Here is an 18732-nt window from a genome sequence, read left to right as displayed (position 1 = left end):
CGGCAAAAAGTTTGTTGTTAGGGTTAGGAGTCGGTCGTCAGTAGCCGGTCGTCAGGAGAATTAAGAATGAATAATAGTCAATTAAATGGTCTATTTACAGATTTTAGGCAATTTAATCCTTATTTTTGCCGTTTTTGAACCCTCAAATAGTTGGGGTTTTGGGGTTTTAGTTGAAATTTCCCTGATAACTGATAACTGATAACTGATAACTGATTACTGATTACTGAAAATGCACGAACTAGGAATCACCCAAAATATTATCGAACTTGCCTTAGAACATTCCCGAGGAATGAAAGTTAAGCGCGTGGTGTTAGAGATTGGTAAACTAACGGCAATTATGCCAGAATCGATCGCTTTTTGTTTTGATACCTGTTGTCAAGGTAGTAATATAGAGGGGGCAATGTTAGAGATTCTGGAAATTTCTGGTTTAGGACAGTGCCAAGATTGCGGAAATGAGCTAGAACTAGAATATCCCTACGGAATCTGCGATCGATGTGGTAGTCGCAATATAGTCATTTTACAGGGTCAAGAATTAAATCTCAAATCGTTGGAGACAGAATCCTTATGTGTGTAACCTGTGGTTGTTCTGATAACTCGGAAGTAACGGTAACTAATCCGCAAACGGGAACCCATGAACATATTTTAGCCGATGGTACTGTTATTAGTCATAGCCATCACGATCACGAGCATGAGCATGAGCATCCCCATCATCCTGCGGAAATTCACGCTCAAATTCATGGTAATATTCTCCAAGTTGAGCAAAATCTGCTGGCAAAAAATAATCTGTTAGCGGCACAAAATCGCGGTTGGTTGAAGGGGAGAAAAACTGTTGCTCTTAATCTGGTTTCTTCCCCCGGTTCGGGAAAAACTACCCTGTTAACTCGCACAATTGCCGATTTAAAAACTGCTATTCCTATCAGTGTCATTGAGGGAGATCAAGCAACAGCTAATGATGCCCAAAAAATTAGTGAAACCGGTTGTCAGGTTATCCAAATTAACACCGGAACAGGTTGTCATTTAGAAGCATCAATGGTAGAGAGAGGATTAACCGAACTCGATTCCACCGATGAACTCTTTAGTCATGATCGAAAATGTTGGTAATCTAGTGTGTCCTGCTTTATTTGATTTGGGAGAAAATGCCAAAGTCGTCATTCTTTCTGTCACCGAAGGAGAAGATAAACCGATTAAATATCCCTATATGTTCCACGCTTCTCAAGTCATGATCTTGACAAAAATAGATCTACTACCCTACGTTAATTTTAACCTCGATCGCTGTTTAGATTACGCCTATCAAGTTAATCCCAATCTGAAAGTTTTTCAAGTTTCGGCTACCACAGGAGAAGGTTTAGATGCTTGGTACAGTTGGTTAAAATCACTGGTTTAAATTAAGTAGCAACACACCCAAAAAGTTCAGTCTAACTGAAAGAAAAATGACTCTAGCACTTAATCAAAATATTTATAATCAACTGTTGACTAAATTTCAACCCAAGATTATTGAAAATGAGGAAGAATATGAGCAAGCGCGTCATCTTCTGCTTAATCTAATCAGTAAACAGGATCGACTACCAGAAGAAACCGCGATGGTTAAATTGATGGCGACAATTATTAAGGATTTTGATGCCAAACAACCTCAACCCGAACCAGCTTCACCGCAGGAAGTATTATTACACTTAATGTCAGCTAACAACATGAAACAAGCTGATTTAGTTGGTAAAATTGGTTCTAAGGGTGTGGTTTCTGAGATTGTTAATGGCAACCGATCGATTAGTAAAGCTCAAGGGAAAATTTTAGGAGAGATTTTCAATGTTTCCCCCAGTGTATTCATTTAATTCTCTATTAGTTTTTAATGAAAACAGCCGTCATTGTTCCCCCGATTAAATGTCAAGGTATCAAAACTCAACTGGTATCATCAATCAAAAGTTTAGCGGATCAGCAAAACTTTGATCGTTGGATAGAACCCTTTTGTGGTTCGGAGTTGGTAGCTTTTAATTTACAACCCAAAAAAGCCTTATACTAAATCTAGTTGTTAAAAACTGATTATTTATTTCCCCTATTGCCTATTGCCTATTGCCTATTGCCTTTTTCCTCTCCTAACCAAGAAGTTAATTTTGTTCTAGTGCTTAATCATATTCTTTTGCCGCTTGTACTAAAGATAAAAGTTGTCCAGTTTGATCGGTTCCCGATACTCCTAAATCACTGTGACAGAGGATAACTTTTTCGCTTACCCTTGCTAATAAATCCCTTAAAACTCTCTGTAAACGTGCCTGATTTTCCTCTAATTCTGCTTCTGTTGTCCAGCGTTGATATGGACTTTCTCGCCAAAAAATTGGCGCAGCAAAAAGAGTAGCAGCACCTCCTTGTTCCCAGAGTGGAGAGGAACAATCTAGCCAAAAATGCCAACGATGACTAGAACGAAAAGAACGATATTGAAAGATATTGCCTAGGGTGACTGCTGAGGAAGATTTAATAAATTGTCGCACAGGATAGGGATTAGCAGTAATTGTACCACGGCGCAAAAGTTGGATAAACTGACTAATAGTTTCGCTGGCACTTTGAAAAGAGGGTTCACTCTCACGCAAACGGCGATCGATCTCCCAAAAATGTTGAGCAGTTTCCATTAATTCTCGCAAGGCTGCCAAGTGATCGAAGGGCAAATTTTCCCCATCGTTTAACAATTGTTCGATCGCTTGATTTAAGACAAAAATCGGGAAAAGTTTGGCTTCCTGCTGCTGTTTTTTCATCCCTTCGATCCAGTGACAAATTCTTTCGTAGGTAGTACAAGCTTTTTGTCCTAAGCGATCCCAACGGGGAAAAGTTTCGATCGCTAATAAACGAGGATTTTCCGGATGCACTTGATAACAATGATCGGCAATTAATCCAGCGCGAACTGGATCGATATCGGGAATTAAATTCTCTTCTTCATCCCAGCGATAACGGCTAAAAATCACCAGCATTTCGGCTATGGCCTCTTGGGGGGCTAAACGCCCCAAATTTTCATAAACAAGGGCGAGAAGGGTTAATAATGCCCGAATCAGAGGACAACTGATCAGGGGTCGTTGTTCGTTGAGGGGTTGAACGGCTATCCCGGCGCCGGTTAAAATTTCCATCAGGCTATAACGGGCGATTTCGTCTAAACCGGGAGCAATAACGGCGATTTCTTCGGGTTTTACCTGTCCTTGCTTGACTGCTTGAATAATAGCTGTGGCTGTCTTCCGTAATAATTCAGCGCGAGAGGTGGTTTGCAGGGAGATGAATTGATCGGGAAGATTGCCAAGATAGTTACCGTCGCTGATTAAGGAGAGAACCGTCTCGCTAAACTGAACAGCTAACCCGTCAGTGGTAGATAATGGCATAATTTGACAGCGTGCCGCTAATTTTTGTAGATAATCGGGATCGGCAGTTAATCCTAAGCGAATTTTTCCCTGGGGATTGTAGGTAAAAACGCTAAAAAAATCATGATCGAGGAAAAAACTGAGTAAATCCTTGGTAATAGCCGGATAATCGTCCACATCGTCCGCAAAAACTCCCCGGAAGCGTTTTAATAGTTGCTGTTGATAGCGACTATCAGGGAATAAATAGCGCCAATAGAGTTCGTAGATGATACCATAACTTAATAAACCACGTTCTAGAGACCAATCACGCCATTGAATGATTAATTCTCCCACTTTTTCTGGTATTTCCTGCTCATTAATCGCTAAAACTCGTTTTAGATCTGTTTCTGATAATCCGTCGGCCAATCTTTCGGGTATCTTTTCTGCGGGAACACCACTAGCACCGGCTAATTGTAACAAATCGAGAACTTGACGCACGAAACGATATTCATTTATGCTAGTAAGCTGGAAGAATTCAGCGATCGCTGGTTGCCAGAGACGGGTGGCGAGTTCCTGCTCTGTTTCTGGGCGTAATCGGCGGGGAAATTGCGCTTTTAGCCCCAAAAACTCGAAAATTAGCGGCCAAAACAGGATGACTTCATCGGTGAGAAAACCTAAAGGGGTTTTGCAAAGAATCGGATAGCTACCCTTAACAGCAAGGGCCAATTGATCGGCTAATTCCCGTTTGTTATCATCGTTGGCAGCGAAAACTAAGACCGTTTGGGAAAGGGACGATAATTTTGATCGAGCGCGAGACAATGAATCCCCAGACTGACGTTGAGAAAGAACCCAGCGCCGAAATTCCCCGACTAAAGCGCTGGTTTTTCCCGATCGCGTGCCACCTTCGATCCAAATTGGTATGATTGACATCGTTTTTTCTCGATTGAATTTGTTAAGATAACTGATCGGTACTCTAGCTTTTCTCCCTTGTGGAAGTAATTGTTTTCTATGAATCTTAATCGGATTTTGCAAGGCGTTAATCAATGGTTATTACAAACTCCTGAACGTTCTTTAGATGAGGCCTATCATGCAGCTTTGAAGATTAAGGAGATAGAAGACAAGCATTTTCAAGGGCGGAAAGTGGCAGCGGAGTTCTCGAATTATGGCAGCAGCACCAATTCCTATTTTATCGCAGAAGTTAAAGGTTATCTGCAAAAAATTAAAGTCAGATTGACGGAGTTTAAAGCTAGTCGCTCGATCGTTAATACCTTCGGACCAAATCAACCGACAATTAATAATGGGGTGATTACTGTCACCACAGATGTTTGTCTGAAAAAACTTCAGTTTATCGATAGTATTATCGGAAAATATCAAGATAATTATTGGCAAGAAGATATGGAAGATGTCCCCAAAAGTCTCCATAACAGAAATGTTGAACGGGAAACAGGGAAAATAAAGACTTCTCGAAATCGCTCTTTTTTAGCAGCGGGTAGTCTTGAGGATGAGGAAATAATCAAAAGTAATAAATCCCAAAAAGCTACGGAAAAACCCGGGGTTTTACCACGTTCTTTTGTCAATACTTTTAATCGCATTAAACAGGAAATTGATCCTCAAGCGGGGGAATCGGAGGAGGCCGTTTTAAAAAGATTTCGCAATTCTCGTTATAAAACAGCCATTTCTCTCAAGTTTATTTTACTGTTAATTATTGTTCCTTTATTGACCCAGCAATTAACCAAAACTTTCCTGATTACCCCCTTGGTTAATAAGTATTTTCAACAACAGGAACAGTTTATTTTTATCAATCAAGATCTAGAAGAAGAAGCTTTTTCAGAATTGAGAAGATTTGAGGAAGCTTTACATTTTCGAGGTATGATTGGTTTAGCACCCAAATTATCTAACGAAGAAATCGAGGTGGAAATTACTAAAAAAGCAGCGGTACTAAGTGAAGAATTTCGCCAACGAGGTTTAAACGCAATCGCTAATATTTTCGCCGATATTTGTTCCCTGATTGCCTTTGGTTTTGTTGTCGCTTTTAGTCGTCGGGAAATCGAGATTGTCAAGTCTTTTCTCGATGGCATTCTCTATAATCTTAGCGATTCAGCTAAAGCTTTTTTAATTATTCTCTTTACCGATATGTTTGTCGGTTTCCACTCTCCCCACGGTTGGGAAGTCATCCTAGAAGGGTTAAGTCGTCATTTCGGTTTACCGGAAAATCGCCAGTTTAATTTTCTCTTTATCGCCACTTTTCCCGTTATCTTAGATACAGTCTTAAAATATTGGATTTTCCGTTATCTCAATCGCATTTCTCCCTCGGCAGTGGCTACCTATCGTAATATGAATGAATAGGGTAAAATCGGGGAGAAACCTGATAATTTACTCTTCTAATTTGGGGGGGATAATTTGGCCGCAGTCTCTTGTACTTTGGTAAGTTCTAACTGCAAAGCAGTGGCAATCTGTTCTATACTTAAACCTAAAGCTAGTAAACTGGCGATCGCTTCAGTTTTAGCTTCTTCACGACCTTCTTCTTTAGCTTCTTGATAAAGTCGAGTCTGTCTGAGATCATCTAATCCGAACATAGCTTCTAACTCCGTGCGACTAAGATTAGTAAATTTATAGGCTAAGGTTCTTTCAATTAATTCTATAACTTTTTGCTGGAAAACTAGATCATCAATTTCAGCGATCGCTTTTTCTAAAAGTGGTTTTCCTCGTTGCTGTGCTAATTGGGGTGTAGCGACGATTAACTGAATAATTCCTAAACCCAGAGACGGATCTGGACTATCGATTAATTCATCTAAATAAATACGTTTGATCTGTCCCGTTATCTCAAATCCCCGCAGTTGATAGGGAAAATTATTATCGATATCCCTGGAGGCAAATAAAGCTACAGCCATCCAATCCTGAACAGGTTTATACTGATTGAGATAGATGACAATTTCTGTTAAAAATCGCCAATAAAAATCACTTTTATCCTGAAATTGCACTTCAACAAAGTAAATAATTAGTTCCGGTGCTGCAGTGGTCGGTAAAAAAATACCGTCAAAACGACGCGCTAATTCTTTGATTTCTCGCGAGGAAAATTGATAATTTTCAGCTTTCTGGGTTGATTCTCCCAGTAATTCAAAAATTAACCCCGGAAAGGTTTGCAAGAGTTGATAAAAAATTGTATCGGTCTTCACAAGCTTGAAAAAATCTAGATGTTTACTAACAATTACCGGCCGATTCAAGTCTGAATTGCATCACTATCTGGGCTAAATTAATTATTTCCGTTGGCGTAACAGCAATGAAACTCCACCAAAAATGCCAAAAATTAGCAGTCCTGTTACAGAACTAGGTTCGGGGACTGAAACCTGAACACGAACAACTTGACCCTGTCCTGGAATGTAACCTAGATTAGAGATATAGATATCACCATCAGGGCCAATTGCTAAAGCCGTCGGGAAAAGTAGTCCATCACTGATGATGGATTTGCGATTTCCCTTGGGGTCTATATAGCTTAAAAGACCTGGACTAATATCAAAATATAATGAGCGAGTGGCATATTCTAGGACATACAAGCCTCCTTGATCATCAAAGGCAATATCAATTATTTGGGTGAAGCCATCAGCATACACTTCTGGTTTATTATCAGTCCCCAAGCGAAAAATACGTGCCGCATTTTCTGGAGAAGGAAATCCCGTCAATTCTGAGATATAAAAAGCTCCATCAGGCCCAATAGCCACACTGGTAGGAACTGATTGCATGGCAATGGTTTCTCCAGTAAAGGGGTCAGTTATCGGACGTTCAGGAAAGACAGACAAGAGAGTAAGTTCGCTACCATCAGTTTTAGCTCTAAAAAAATCGTTCCCGGCCGCATCGACGATATAAGCAGTGTCATCTTTAATTAAAAAAGCATAGGGATTGCTATCAATGCCATCGTTATAGGGATTAAAAAAGCCCGAATTATTATTATCGGGATTAAACAACCCTTCATACTCAGCTAGGTCTGCTAACGTTGTCAGAGAAACCTGTCCATTGAGATTATCAATGGCGATCAGTTGTCCAAATTCAGGAACATTAAGTACTTGATCCCGTTGTTCTGGAGAAGACCCCAAACCAAAAACGGCATAAGCTCTTCCAGTGGAGTCAAATTGTATATCATGGATTCCGGTCGCATCAATAGCAGTAGAGAATTCTGGAATTGGTAAAGCAATAGACGGAAGACCGGTAACAATGCGTTCAGATGTACCATTTTTAATGCGGGTTATCGCACCAGTGTTACCATAACAAACTACTGGTCCGTTAGGTCCGGCTCCCGGTGCGGGAATACAGGGGCCTGCGCCTCCTCTACCTGCTTCTGTAACATATAAGGCTCCATCGGGACCAAAGGTGAGACCTCGTGGACTTTCAAGTCCACTGGCGATTATTTGCAAGTTAGCCGCCTGTAAGGGGCCGCCAACTCCGAATATCGTTAAGGCTGTTCCTACAGCAACTGTCAATAATTTTTTGAGCATTGATTAATTTCTCCGTAAATATTCAGGTCTAGGGGTTGACAAAGAGAGAAAAATCAGCAGTGGGGATAAGAGAGACAACCGTATTCAAGGGGTGATGGACAGAGGACAAAGCCTGACGGAAGAAAGTTAGGGCCGACAACTGCTCCTGTTATGCCAATCGGATAGGCGACGTAGCTCTCAGGATGCTTTTCATTGACGATTTTAAATCGTCTCATTATTATTTGTCGAATTAGGTTTCGCTGTCTTGATAATTTCGTAGAAATAACTTCGATATATAATTCATAACTCACCCTCATTAAAGTTAGCGGTGCGTTACAGTACGTTAACTACAAGATCGGCACTATTTACCTAGCACAGTTGAGACAATCACAGTTATAGTAGCGACTGCAATTAAGCTAAATGCTAACTGAACTACCCATGGTGTAGCTTTTTGATAGTTATCGAATTTTTGGTTAAATTGCTCAAGTTCCTTTTTTAATTCCCGTAACTCAGTGAGTATCTGTTGTTGATTGTCTTGAAAATCCTCAGTTGTCAATATCATGGGAAATTCAAGGGTTTGTACTGTTTGCTATTTCAGATCATAATCTATCTTGATTGATAACCTACCCCCATTAAAGTTAGCGGTGCGTTAACGTAGTGTAACGCACCCTACAAGATCGGCGATCGCACTTAGCGCCCTACTGGATCTGGATTAAGCGCCCTACTGGATTAATATTAATGATAGTAGGATTAATGGTAGTGGTAGGGAAGGTAGTGGTAGGGAAGGTAGTGGTAGGGAAGGTAGTGGTAGGGAAGGTAGTGGTAAGCTTAGTTCCTCCCACAATCTTGTTAATCTCTTGGTCAGCAGAGAGTTCGTCCAGATAGCTTTCTGCATCGAGGAAAAGTTCAGAACCGATGGGTCGTAAATCCGAGTCAATTTTAATCGAAGCCATGTTTTGTCTCCTGGGTCAGGTCGATAGTGGATTGATTAAAGTCAGTTTGGTAAATAACTGACTTTTTATATAGTCGCAAATTCTCATTGTGTTCGTCAAGCGATTTGATAATTATTTTGAGAAACCCACATTCAGCACTTGATGACGCAAGTATATATACTTAACAAGCAAATCCCAGCAGATTATTTTGTCGAAATTTCATTTGTTGAAAAACAACGAAAACCATTGCGAGGTAAATATTTCAGGCTTTTCTGTTGTCTATAAATGATTTGGCAGTATATTTTGGTTCAAGTCCGACTAAGCTATTGAGAGGAGTATCAATTCATCCAATATCTCCCCCATGAGAGATTTAGACCAAAATACTTAAATAGCTGTAAGCCTTTCTATGACTAGGTTAGGTTAAATAAAAAATATTCAAAATAACCTGCTGGATGTGGGAGAAAAAATAGTTATACCTATTTCTTCCTGGGCCGATTCAAGTCTGAATTGGCGACTTACAAATCATCCAACAAGAGCGTGACTAACACCTTATCGACGCGATTACCGTCCATATCCACCACTTCCAAACGCAACCTTTGCCATTCAAAATGATCGGCAGCCCCCGGAATCCTACCAAGATGGGTAATAATAAAACCACCTAAAGTGTGATAATTTCCCTGTTTTTCCCCCGGTAATTCACTGATTTCAAATAATTCTTTAAAATCTTCGATCGCCACTGTGCCATCGATCAACCAAGAACCATCTTCCCGCTGCACGATCTGAGCATCTTCAATATCATCTAATTGGGGTAAATCGCCGACAATTGCCTCTAAAATATCCTTGCGCGTCACCAATCCTTGAATTACCCCGTACTCATCCACTACCAAGGCAATATGATGACCACTTTGCTGCACTAATTCTAAAACCTTTAAACCCCGAGTGCTTTCCGGCACAAAAAGCGGCTGTTGTAAATCCTTCGTCAGGTCGAAACTTTCACCGGTTAAACAATCTGCCAATAAGTCTGTGACTTCGATTACCCCCAAAACCTCATCTAAACTGCCCTGACACACAGGAAAACGGTTATGATTGCTCTCAATTAGCTTCTGGCGGTTAATTTCGGCACTATCTTCCAAATCTAGCCAAATAATATCTGGGCGCGTGGTCATAATCTGACTGACTCTGCGATCGCCCAATCCTAACACCCTTTCCACCATATCCTGTTCTGCTTCCTCAAAGGTTCCCGCTTCGGTTCCCTGTTTAAGCATAATTTTCAATTCTTCTTCCGTAATGGGGGAATCATTATTATTAGCGCTAATCCCCAACAAACTGAGAATCAGATTAGTCGATTGACTCAAAAGATGGACAACGGGCGAAACAATTTTCGATAACCTATCGAGAGGATCTGCAACGAGGATAGCGATTTTTTCGGGATTACTTAAACCTAACCGTTTCGGCACTAATTCCCCCACCACCAGCGATAAATAGGTAATAATTAACACCACTAATCCTAATCCCAAAGCTTGACTATAGGGGGCTAAAACAGGAACTTGCGCCAATAATTGCGCCATACTGACCGATAAATTGGCTCCTCCGTAGGCCCCGGCAAAGATTCCCACTAGGGTAATGCCAATCTGCACCGTCGATAAAATTTGATTGGGATCATTGGCCAATTTTAAGGCCACTGCCGCCCTTCGATCATCTCTGGCTAATTGTTCTAAACGGACTTTGCGGGCCGAGACAATGGCAATTTCCGAGAGAGCAAAGACTCCATTGAGGAGGATAAGGAAGAAGATAACAAGAATTTCGGTAGTCGCCGAGAACATGGTTAAAAGTTACAGGTAAAAGGGCCGATAGTTGTTTGTATCATAGTGGGAGGATCGGTTAAGTTCAGTAAAGAATCATCTTGATTTTTAACGAGTTACGAAGGCTTGTGTCTGGAGAGGGGGTACTCTCAGTATAAATGGGATAGGATAAAGTTCGCGCTCTTAACTCAGTTAGCAGTGAACAGTCAAGAGTGACCTATTGCCAGTAAAAAAAAGTTGTCCCTGGGAGAGTGGGGACAAACTATCTCAATCTATTTGCCTGAAAAATTATGATCGCTACACCCGTATCATCGAAATCGAACCCTATCACGGAAATCCGCCCCGGACTACCGACTATTTGCGGTTGGGAACAGGAAATCGCGGCGATTGTTAATCACGATGATCCGATCTTTTTACCGACAACAAATCTCAACTTAGATAATATTAAGGCTGGTTTTGCCTGTGCCTTGCATATGCACCAACCCACCATCCCCGCGGGTGTTAACGGTGAATTAATCTGCAATCTCCAGCATATGTTCGAGCATCAAGGGGATGGTGATAACCATAATGCCAGCGTTTTTGCTTGGTGTTACAGTCGCATGGGCGATTTTATCCCGGAATTGGTGGCGGAAGGCTGTAATCCCCGGATTATGCTCGATTATTCCGGCAATCTCCTCTGGGGTTTGGTACAGATGGGACGGCAGGATATCCTCGATAAACTCAAATTAATCACCTGTAACAGTCAATATCAACCCTATGTGGAATGGTTGGGGACGATGTGGAGTCATGCGGTGGCTCCTTCCACACCGATTCCCGATCTAAAATTACAGATGCAAGCATGGCAAACCTATTTTGCCTCGATTTTTGGCCCAGATGCCCTGAAACGAGTCAAAGGGTTCTCTCCCCCGGAAATGCACCTTCCTAACCATCCTGATACCCTCTACGAGTATATTAAAGCTCTCAAAGAATGCGGCTATCGTTGGTTATTGGTACAGGAACATTCGGTGGAAAATCTCGACGGTTCGGGATTGAGTCAGGAACAAAAATATATTCCTAATCGCTTGCTGGCCCGTAATTCTCGGGGTGAAGTGATGGCGATTACTGCTTTGATTAAAACCCAGGGTTCCGACACCAAATTAGTCGCCCAAATGCAACCCTACCACGAGGCAAAATGCCGCGGTAAACAGCAAATCGGCGGCGTTTGGGTTCCTTCCTTAGGTTCCCAGATTGCCGACGGTGAAAATGGTGGCGTGATGATGAATGAATTTCCTCGCGATTTTCCCAATCCTTGGCGGGAAATGCAGGGGGGTTCCAGTGTGGCAGGATTTAACGGTACGGAATATCTGGAGTTAATCGAGGCTGCTGGCGTTAATCCTCAAGATTATCCCCCAATTCAAGCCGTACACCAGCATAAAATCTGGCAGCGAGTTAATCCCGAGGCCGCTACCCCGGAAGCAGTGGAACAAGCGATCGCTGATTTAAAACAGTCCGACCACCGTTTTAGCATGGATGGGGCATCTTGGACAAATGATCTCAGTTGGGTGCGCGGTTACGAAAATGTCCTCGAACCGATGAACCAATTAAGCGCTCAATTCCACGAGAAATATGATCCTTTAGTACAGGCGGATCCTAGCTTCACCCGACGACCAGATTATCTGGAGGCACTGCTTTATAATTTGCTCGTGCAAACCAGTTGTTTCCGTTATTGGGGCCAGGGTACTTGGACAGATTATGCCCGCACTTTGTACGAAAGAGGCGCAGCCTTAACCCGATAGAATAGTAAGGTATCTAGGGCGCAGAATCTGCGCCCTAGTAGGACAAAAATATTAATCGGGGATGTTCGCCGATGACCATCGGTTTCCTGTCAACTATCTAGGATTTGCTGAATATCACTGGAAGCCTTGCTAAAAAAGGGTTTGGAGACTTTTTTGTCCAAAAAGGTGCCAGAAACAAACGTTGAGAAGCAGCGCCTGATACCAAATTTCTAAATCCATGACAGACATCCACGCTCGAATGCTTGCCAAGCCTGCATTCGTTGTGACGCGAATAAAGAAAAATGGTATCCTATTGGTGATTTTCTCTCACTTAAGGTGAGCAGCAGAAGTTGTTCAAAGAGGGCGAATGCAATTCGCCCCTACAAATAATATTATTTCGCCAATGGTAGGGGCGCACCGCGTGCGCCCAAAATGTCATCTGGATATTTCGACAAAATTGAGATGCACCAGGCATAACCATCTCTGTCATTACTTTTGAAAAATGGTATGAGATATTGTCTTCCAGCCTTGGAACAAGGGACCAAGCTAAAGATATAACTGAACTTACCCCATACATATCTAGGGTTTGCTGAAAAAGTTTTTCGGTGGGGGTAGGAGTCGGTCGTCAGTAGCCGGTCGTCAGTAGCCGGTCGTTTCAGGCTTTGTTGCCCTTGGTTTTTTTGTACCAAGCTATGTACTACAAGAAGGATAATGCCAGGTTTTTGAAAGTCCCAATCCTATTTTCGCGGCATGAACATCGGATTTTAACAGGTCAAAAGCCTTATTTTAAAAGGGTTTTACCATTATTCAGCCAGCCCTATTTAATTCCACCCACCCACTTATAGAACCTATTTGGTATCTCTCTTGTGACGCTTCACGGGGAAGAATTACAGGTATTTTGGCTAATTCGCTCTAATCCATACTGGGTAAGGATTTTGGGAAAGATACCAAATGGACTCTATAGCCGTCCTAGGAGAGGTGCTTTTGTGCCTCACTTTGACTCAAGCCATTGGCTGAGGTACCCAGTTTAGCCATTAACTCCTCTAGGGGAAACTGCCCTCTTCCTTGCTTGTTGCTTGCGTTTGTTGCGGCCATTTCACAGCCCCTGAGATAGATGTCAGTATCTATAATATGAGGGTTGTCAAGAGCCGCCGGATTATCTGCGGCAAATGGCTGATTCCCGATCGATTGGATCGGCAAAAGGCGCACTACAGTTAGCCCATTTGACCAAATCAATGTCAAAAATGACAATAGCGGCGAATAGTAGACCTCCTGCAAAAATAGGAACTGATTATGTACAATAAAGTAAAACACTCAGAAAAACCATGACTTACGAAAAAGTAAAAAATTTGAATCCAGAAGAGTTTAAACGCTTTTGTGGAGTATATCCTGAAACATTTAAGGATATGGTGAAGGCTTTGGCTGCCGAAAAAGTTCTGCAAAAAAAATCGGGAAGACCAAGTAAATTAAGTCTAGAAGACCAAATCTTGATGACCTTAGAGTATTTACGGGAATATAGTACTTATTTCCATCTCGGAATTAATTGGGAGATTAATGAGACAACAGCCCTAGGAATCACTAGAAAGGTAGAAAATATTCTGGCTCTTCGGTAATTGTTATGCAAATAATTAACTTAAAATAAAATTCGATGAGAGTGCCTACGCCTAAAAGTAGCTGAAATCTATACAGGGAGACACTTACGGCACAAATAGGTTAATACCAAAAGATAGACAATTGAGTTAAGATTTGATATAATAGCCAAAAACCCGAGTATTTTACTTATGATGCTTGACAAATTTTTGAACCTAAAAGGAACGTCTATTCAAGGCTATCTACACCTAGAAAATATCGGTATAGTTTGCCGAATCGAATCGAAAAATCAAAAAGCCACCTGTCCTCATTGTGGGTTAGAGAGCGATAAACTACACCAAAATCATCGACATTTAGTCAAAGATTTACCAATCTCAGGACAACCAGTGTACCTACAAGTTAATCGTCGTCAATTTAAGTGCGATAATTGTCGAAAACCCTTTAGTGAAGAGTTAGATTTTGTCGCCAGTAAACGAACCTATACGAAAAGACTAGCCGAAAATATACTCGAACAATTAAAAGAAGGAGATATTTTAAATGTTAGCCGAAGAAATGACGTAACGGAAGAAGAGATTCAAAGAATGATAGAGGACATAGCTGAAGAAATTACAGAGACAGACCTATCGAAATTAAAAAGACTAGGAATTGACGAAATCGCTCTAGTCAAAGGACAAAAAAATTATTGTGCGGTTTTAGTAAATTTAGATACGGGAAAACTAATAGCTATTCTAGAGAAGCGAACACAAGAAGAATTGAGGGAAACGCTTACGGGATGGGGAAAAGAGGTGTTAGAGCAAATTGAAGAAGTCAGCATAGACCTTTGGTTGCCCTATAAAAATTTGGTGAAAGAATTGATGCCATCGGCCGAGGTAGTCGCCGATAGATTCCATGTCATGAAACAAATTAATCAAGAGTTAGATGCAGAAACGTTGAATCTCGTAACAAAACTTTACATTTAAGAACATAACAACCCCAAAACGCCATTTTTCAAATTGAATAGACAATTTTCCTAAACCAGTGTACATAGCTGATATGTTGACACATAAAACTCTGTAAATAGCGTAGTTTATCTAATAAGCTTTTTCCAAAATCTTCCGCAATATCAATTAATTGCAAAATTAGGTAGGCGATAATACAGCTATAGATTTGTATCCGAATTCCATTTTCATTTTTGGTGATGAGATTGTCGAGTTTCAGGTGCATTTTCAAGAACTTCCATAGGAGTTCTATCTGCCATCTTTGTCGATACATTTCCCCGATTTCTTCATTACTTACCGCTCCTTTCCCTTCTAAAGGTAAATCCGTTGCTATCCGAAATTCAGTCCGACTTTCTAGGTCACAGAAAGCTACTACTCTTACCTCTACTTGCCTTTTTCCTTTTCCCAGTTTACACCGTCCATTTTCCAGCATTTCTAGAGTCATATTATTTTTAACTCTTAGAATAAAGTGTTTGTCTTTTTCTTCTAATAATTTTAGAATTCTCAGACGAGAAGCAAACCCTCGAGCCATCGCCCCCACTCCATTTACGGGGATCGCTGCTACCGTTTTCTCTCCTTATGAGCGAGTCATGACCTTGCCCGAAATGGCTCACGATTCCCTCTACGGTTGTCGTGATACTATTAAGACCCGAAAACAGCTGGACTTGATGCCATCCTTCCTCCCACAATAATTTACTCGTTAAGGTGATTATTGTTGAGTCAATGGGAAACATCGCTCGTGCGTCCGCCTTTCCTTTTTTGGCGATTAATCGTTTCGTTAACTCTTCGATTATTTTCTCGAATGGTTCACTTTCTCGGATTTTACTGGCTTTAGAAAATGTGGAGAGATTAAGGTTGATTCCTTGAAGAGTCATCCGCGTACATAAATCTCTCATACTGACGAGGCTTTTATCTAGAGCGAAACCTATCCAACTGGACACGAAGGTAAATGTACTAATCGCCCTCGTAGTCATTTTTGGGCAGTGGATTGAGAAGATCTTTTATGAGTTTTGAAAAATTTGTCATCAGGGCAAACTCACTATTGTGAGGGTAATAAGTTGTCTAGATTCTATCTATAATAGCATTTTTTGTCTCGCTTTTCTCAACGTTCAACACTTCTGAGTTAGATGAACAGAGAAGAGCAGAAAAAAGAGCCGTAGAAGCGCAGAAAAATAAAAAACAGAAAGCGGAAAAAGAAGCAAAACTAGAAGTTTTAAAGCGAAGTAAATATAGTCGGTTAAAAAATGAAGAAAATTTAACGGAACCCCAAAAACTCAAACTAGAAGCTATCAAAGAAAATTTGCCAAATTTGAAAAAGATGCACGAGTTAAAGGAAGAATTTAGAAAGATTTATGAAACCTCAGAGAATCCGACAGAGGGAATGCTATCCATCTCAGAATGGTTGGCAAAATCCTCCAGTGTTTTTACCAAGAGTTGTCAAACAATCCGAAACTGGTTTGGAGAAATCATTAGTTATTTCGAGCAAAGGACAACGAATGGGGTGGTCGAGGGAATCAACAATAAACTTAAACTAATAAAACGGAGAGCCTATGGCTTTAGAAACTTTCGGAATTTTTGGGTTAGAAGTATGTTGTCTTGGCATCTTGTCTGTTGATTTAGCATAAAGGGTAACGAAGAGCCATAATTACTTTTTCAAAAAAACACTTTTCGATTTTTTTGTTGGGTATTTTATTCTCTGGAAGTCCCTTATTTGTGGGATGGGTTAGCGGTAGAGTAACATGAGCTTTATTGGTGCGTTTCTCTAATCATAAAGCCAGAAAATATAATTGTGAAAAGCTACTGGAAAAAACGATGTTTTCTCCCTTGAAAAACTATGCTTTCTTGAAAAATTTTCAACTCGATCCATCAGGTAGCGGCATAATTGGGAATGATGAAGTTGATATAAGCGAGTAGGAAATTTGGCTCAATGGAATTGAACTATGATTGCCGATCTTGTAGTGCGATCGCTATCATTTTGTTGATTAAACTTTAAAATTGCCATTGCTTGGGATAGGAACGCCAAGAGCGATCGCCCATGTCCTGATCAAAGTCCTGTAGAAATGAGATAGGATCAGGATATCCCTGTAAAGTGTCAAGAATTTATGAAATCCATCAAAATTATTGTGGAAAAGCATGATGATGGCTATATCGCCTATCCATTGGGAATTCAAGGCATAGTAGTCGGTGAAGGTGATACCTATGAAGATGCTCTTAATGACGTGCGATCAGCGATCGCTTTTCATGTTGAAACCTTTGGGGAATCAGTTCTCGAAGCTGACTCATCTGTATTAGAAGCCTTTGTTGTAGAGGCAATGGTTTAATGGCAAAATTTCCCGTTGATGCTCCCAAAGCCAAAGTGATTAAAGTTCTTGAAAAATTTGGTTTTTCAATTGTTAGAGAAAAAGAGCATATTTCTATGATTAGAAAAAATCCAGATGGAACAACAACACCTTTAACGCTACCAAATCACCAGCAAATTAAAAGCTCTACATTAAGGAGTATTTGCACTCAAGCGGGTATCTCACGAGATGATTTTATTGCTTCCTATGAAAAGATTTAAAGCAAAATCCTTTCAAGACGTTCTATTCTTGCATCAATACGCTCCATATTGGCTTCAATACGGTCTAATCGAGAACTTTGCCACCACATTTACTTACCACCCTTAAAAGTAAGTCATTCTTCCCCTCATTCTAGCAAATTTTTAGACAAATTAATCTTTTTTGATGTGGCGATTACTTTTGGGGAGTGCGATCGCCGATCTTGTAGTTACTTAACGCGCTTTTTTGCTTTTAATCATGATGAATTTGTAATTATTCTGCGTTACGTTACGCTAACACATCCTACCGTGCTACCGTGCGATCGCTGTTATCTTGTTGATTAAACTTTAAAATTGTCATTGCTTGGGATAGGAATGCAAAGGGCGATCCTGTTATTTTGTTGATTAAACTTTAAAATTGCCATTGCTTGGGATAGGAATGCAAAGGGCGATCCTGTTATCTTATTGATTAAACTTTAAAATTGCCATTGCTTGGGATAGGAATGCAGAGGGTGATCGCTTTTTGGGGATAAGGAGAGGCGATCGTTTCTTGGGAATGAGGAGGGGCGATCGTTTTTTGGGGATGAGGAGGGGCGATCTCTCTTTGTGAGTTGGAAAGTTGTCAGCAATTGGCGATCGCAGATGTGATTATTGCCCAAGCAGAGTAAAATAGAAGTCTGTATTGAAAAAGGGGAAAGTAACAATGCCGCCAACAATGCAATTTAGTCAAATCTTAGAAATGATTGACTATCTCTCTTTTGATGAACAAGATGACTTGATCAATATTGTTAAACATCGGCAAATCGAAAAAAGACGAGAACAAATTGCTCAAAATATTTCTCAAGCTCGACAAGACTATCAAAATGGTAATGTTTTTCGAGGAGATGTTGATTCCATTATTGCCGAACTAAACAATGATTAACTTGGTTTTTAGCCAATCATTTAAACGCGCTTTCAAAACAAGGATTAAACGACAACCCGACTTAAAATCAAAAATAGAAACCAAATTGAGACTACTCGCTGACGATCCCTATAATCCAATATTACGCACCCATAAACTAAAGGGGAAACTGTCAGGTGCTTGGGCTTTTTCTGTTGAATATGATTGTCGAATTATTTTCAATTTTGAATCAAACCCTGAAACCCAAGAAGAAGAGATCAACCTAATTGATATTGGAACTCACGATGAGGTTTATTGAATATGATTTTTTATTATGTTAGCAAGGTTTCGGAGTTGGCGATCGCTGTTTGATTATGGGAAGGGGCGATCGTTTCTTGGGGATGAGGAGGGGCGATGCCGAAGGCACTGCGTAGCAGATCGCTGATCTTGTCGTTTAGGTGGAGGTAACAAAACCCAACAA

19 protein-coding genes and 4 pseudogenes are annotated in these 18732 nt (G+C 40.7%); 14 read left to right on the top strand and 9 right to left on the bottom strand.

Annotated elements, in window-relative coordinates:
* Positions 1–229: 229 nt before the first annotated feature.
* From GQR42_RS25985 to GQR42_RS25970, 4 genes and pseudogenes are all read left to right on the top strand, one after another.
* On the top strand, positions 230–574 hold the full coding sequence (locus GQR42_RS25985; RefSeq protein WP_158202181.1) for a hydrogenase maturation nickel metallochaperone HypA/HybF: 345 nt from the start codon (positions 230–232) through the stop codon (positions 572–574).
* A pseudogene (gene hypB / locus GQR42_RS25980) lies at positions 565–1384 on the top strand (hydrogenase nickel incorporation protein HypB). The gene GQR42_RS25985 and the pseudogene hypB overlap by 10 nt, the downstream one beginning before the upstream one ends.
* A gap of 46 nt (positions 1385–1430) precedes the next feature.
* Entirely contained in the window at positions 1431–1829 is a 399-nt protein-coding gene (locus GQR42_RS25975; RefSeq protein WP_158202180.1) for a helix-turn-helix domain-containing protein, read from the top strand.
* 17 nt (positions 1830–1846) lie between these two features.
* Entirely contained in the window at positions 1847–2017 is a 171-nt protein-coding gene (locus GQR42_RS25970; protein ID WP_158202179.1) for a DNA adenine methylase, read from the top strand.
* 103 nt (positions 2018–2120) lie between these two features.
* On the opposite strand, the gene GQR42_RS25965 is transcribed toward GQR42_RS25970, so the two are convergent.
* Positions 2121–4241 carry a recombinase family protein gene (locus tag GQR42_RS25965; protein ID WP_158202178.1) on the bottom strand — a complete coding sequence of 707 codons (2121 nt, stop codon included), beginning with the start codon at positions 4239–4241 and terminating at the stop codon, positions 2121–2123.
* Between the two features lie 78 nt (positions 4242–4319).
* Here GQR42_RS25965 and GQR42_RS25960 point away from each other — a divergent pair, with 78 nt between their 5' ends.
* The gene (locus GQR42_RS25960; protein WP_158202177.1) at positions 4320–5657 is read left to right on the top strand and encodes a proton extrusion protein PcxA; all 1338 of its coding nucleotides are present in this window, start codon (positions 4320–4322) and stop codon (positions 5655–5657) included.
* Between the two features lie 35 nt (positions 5658–5692).
* Here GQR42_RS25960 and GQR42_RS25955 read toward each other — a convergent pair whose 3' ends face one another.
* The 6 genes from GQR42_RS25955 to GQR42_RS25930 form a co-directional block, all read right to left on the bottom strand.
* Positions 5693–6487 (bottom strand): Rpn family recombination-promoting nuclease/putative transposase, encoded by a 795-nt coding sequence (locus tag GQR42_RS25955; RefSeq protein WP_158202176.1) that lies wholly within the window; start codon positions 6485–6487, stop codon positions 5693–5695.
* 81 nt (positions 6488–6568) lie between these two features.
* Positions 6569–7801, bottom strand: coding sequence for a ScyD/ScyE family protein (locus GQR42_RS25950; RefSeq protein WP_158202175.1), 1233 nt, complete (start codon positions 7799–7801; stop codon positions 6569–6571).
* Between the two features lie 53 nt (positions 7802–7854).
* The gene (locus GQR42_RS25945) at positions 7855–8016 is read right to left on the bottom strand and encodes a hypothetical protein (RefSeq protein ID WP_158202174.1); all 162 of its coding nucleotides are present in this window, start codon (positions 8014–8016) and stop codon (positions 7855–7857) included.
* Between the two features lie 125 nt (positions 8017–8141).
* Positions 8142–8342, bottom strand: a complete 201-nt coding sequence (locus GQR42_RS25940; RefSeq protein WP_158202173.1) for a hypothetical protein — start codon at positions 8340–8342, stop codon at positions 8142–8144.
* Between the two features lie 136 nt (positions 8343–8478).
* On the bottom strand, positions 8479–8733 hold the full coding sequence (locus GQR42_RS28050) for a hypothetical protein (protein WP_199273376.1): 255 nt from the start codon (positions 8731–8733) through the stop codon (positions 8479–8481).
* 494 nt (positions 8734–9227) lie between these two features.
* Positions 9228–10535 carry a hemolysin family protein gene (locus GQR42_RS25930; protein ID WP_158202172.1) on the bottom strand — a complete coding sequence of 436 codons (1308 nt, stop codon included), beginning with the start codon at positions 10533–10535 and terminating at the stop codon, positions 9228–9230.
* Between the two features lie 269 nt (positions 10536–10804).
* Between GQR42_RS25930 and GQR42_RS25925 the strand changes: the two genes are divergently transcribed.
* Positions 10805–12289: a glycosyl hydrolase family 57 gene (locus tag GQR42_RS25925; protein ID WP_158202171.1), complete on the top strand. Its 1485-nt coding sequence runs from the start codon at positions 10805–10807 to the stop codon at positions 12287–12289.
* Positions 12290–13237: 948 nt separating this feature from the next.
* Here GQR42_RS25925 and GQR42_RS25920 read toward each other — a convergent pair.
* Entirely contained in the window at positions 13238–13468 is a 231-nt protein-coding gene (locus GQR42_RS25920; protein WP_158202170.1) for a cation-transporting P-type ATPase, read from the bottom strand.
* 125 nt (positions 13469–13593) lie between these two features.
* Between GQR42_RS25920 and GQR42_RS25915 the strand changes: the two genes are divergently transcribed.
* Both GQR42_RS25915 and GQR42_RS25910 read left to right on the top strand, forming a co-directional pair.
* Positions 13594–13881, top strand: coding sequence for a helix-turn-helix domain-containing protein (locus tag GQR42_RS25915; RefSeq protein WP_233271174.1), 288 nt, complete (start codon positions 13594–13596; stop codon positions 13879–13881).
* Between the two features lie 168 nt (positions 13882–14049).
* Positions 14050–14784: pseudogene (locus GQR42_RS25910) on the top strand (ISL3 family transposase); the annotation flags it as partial.
* Between the two features lie 61 nt (positions 14785–14845).
* Here GQR42_RS25910 and GQR42_RS25905 read toward each other — a convergent pair.
* Positions 14846–15864, bottom strand: a pseudogene (locus GQR42_RS25905) (IS4 family transposase).
* Between the two features lie 91 nt (positions 15865–15955).
* On the opposite strand from GQR42_RS25905, the pseudogene GQR42_RS25900 reads away from it, so the two are divergent.
* From GQR42_RS25900 to GQR42_RS25875, 6 genes and pseudogenes are all read left to right on the top strand, one after another.
* A pseudogene (locus GQR42_RS25900) lies at positions 15956–16450 on the top strand (ISL3 family transposase); the annotation flags it as partial.
* 137 nt (positions 16451–16587) lie between these two features.
* Complete coding sequence (locus GQR42_RS25895; RefSeq protein ID WP_233271173.1) at positions 16588–16749, top strand: DUF2442 domain-containing protein; 162 nt, start codon at positions 16588–16590, stop codon at positions 16747–16749.
* 188 nt (positions 16750–16937) lie between these two features.
* A complete protein-coding gene (locus GQR42_RS25890) occupies positions 16938–17156 on the top strand; it encodes a type II toxin-antitoxin system HicB family antitoxin (protein ID WP_158202168.1) in 219 nt (72 codons plus the stop codon).
* Positions 17156–17395 carry a type II toxin-antitoxin system HicA family toxin gene (locus tag GQR42_RS25885; RefSeq protein WP_158202167.1) on the top strand — a complete coding sequence of 80 codons (240 nt, stop codon included), beginning with the start codon at positions 17156–17158 and terminating at the stop codon, positions 17393–17395. Before GQR42_RS25890 ends, GQR42_RS25885 begins: the two co-directional genes overlap by 1 nt.
* 679 nt (positions 17396–18074) lie before the next feature.
* Entirely contained in the window at positions 18075–18293 is a 219-nt protein-coding gene (locus GQR42_RS25880) for a hypothetical protein (RefSeq protein ID WP_002757428.1), read from the top strand.
* Positions 18286–18570 (top strand): type II toxin-antitoxin system RelE/ParE family toxin, encoded by a 285-nt coding sequence (locus GQR42_RS25875; protein ID WP_158202166.1) that lies wholly within the window; start codon positions 18286–18288, stop codon positions 18568–18570. The genes GQR42_RS25880 and GQR42_RS25875 overlap by 8 nt, the downstream gene beginning before the upstream one ends.
* Positions 18571–18732: the final 162 nt, after the last annotated feature.

It is taken from the genome of Microcystis aeruginosa FD4 (genome assembly GCF_009792235.1).
GTDB lineage: Bacteria > Cyanobacteriota > Cyanobacteriia > Cyanobacteriales > Microcystaceae > Microcystis > Microcystis viridis.
Note: the sequence above shows the minus strand (reverse complement) of the source record. Positions and strands in the feature narration are given on the sequence as shown.

What these genes read in the sequence shown, in the direction of transcription:
- GQR42_RS25985 (WP_158202181.1), top strand. Translation starts at nt 230, where the DNA reads ATGCACGAACTAGGAATCACCCAAAATATTATCGAACTTGCCTTAGAA.
- GQR42_RS25975 (WP_158202180.1), top strand. Translation starts at nt 1,431, where the DNA reads ATGACTCTAGCACTTAATCAAAATATTTATAATCAACTGTTGACTAAA.
- GQR42_RS25970 (WP_158202179.1), top strand. Translation starts at nt 1,847, where the DNA reads ATGAAAACAGCCGTCATTGTTCCCCCGATTAAATGTCAAGGTATCAAA.
- GQR42_RS25965 (WP_158202178.1), bottom strand. Translation starts at nt 4,241, where the DNA reads ATGTCAATCATACCAATTTGGATCGAAGGTGGCACGCGATCGGGAAAA.
- GQR42_RS25960 (WP_158202177.1), top strand. Translation starts at nt 4,320, where the DNA reads ATGAATCTTAATCGGATTTTGCAAGGCGTTAATCAATGGTTATTACAA.
- GQR42_RS25950 (WP_158202175.1), bottom strand. Translation starts at nt 7,801, where the DNA reads ATGCTCAAAAAATTATTGACAGTTGCTGTAGGAACAGCCTTAACGATA.
- GQR42_RS25945 (WP_158202174.1), bottom strand. Translation starts at nt 8,016, where the DNA reads ATGAGACGATTTAAAATCGTCAATGAAAAGCATCCTGAGAGCTACGTC.
- GQR42_RS25940 (WP_158202173.1), bottom strand. Translation starts at nt 8,342, where the DNA reads ATGATATTGACAACTGAGGATTTTCAAGACAATCAACAACAGATACTC.
- GQR42_RS28050 (WP_199273376.1), bottom strand. Translation starts at nt 8,733, where the DNA reads ATGGCTTCGATTAAAATTGACTCGGATTTACGACCCATCGGTTCTGAA.
- GQR42_RS25930 (WP_158202172.1), bottom strand. Translation starts at nt 10,535, where the DNA reads ATGTTCTCGGCGACTACCGAAATTCTTGTTATCTTCTTCCTTATCCTC.
- GQR42_RS25925 (WP_158202171.1), top strand. Translation starts at nt 10,805, where the DNA reads ATGATCGCTACACCCGTATCATCGAAATCGAACCCTATCACGGAAATC.
- GQR42_RS25915 (WP_233271174.1), top strand. Translation starts at nt 13,594, where the DNA reads ATGACTTACGAAAAAGTAAAAAATTTGAATCCAGAAGAGTTTAAACGC.
- GQR42_RS25890 (WP_158202168.1), top strand. Translation starts at nt 16,938, where the DNA reads ATGAAATCCATCAAAATTATTGTGGAAAAGCATGATGATGGCTATATC.
- GQR42_RS25885 (WP_158202167.1), top strand. Translation starts at nt 17,156, where the DNA reads ATGGCAAAATTTCCCGTTGATGCTCCCAAAGCCAAAGTGATTAAAGTT.
- GQR42_RS25880 (WP_002757428.1), top strand. Translation starts at nt 18,075, where the DNA reads ATGCCGCCAACAATGCAATTTAGTCAAATCTTAGAAATGATTGACTAT.
- GQR42_RS25875 (WP_158202166.1), top strand. Translation starts at nt 18,286, where the DNA reads ATGATTAACTTGGTTTTTAGCCAATCATTTAAACGCGCTTTCAAAACA.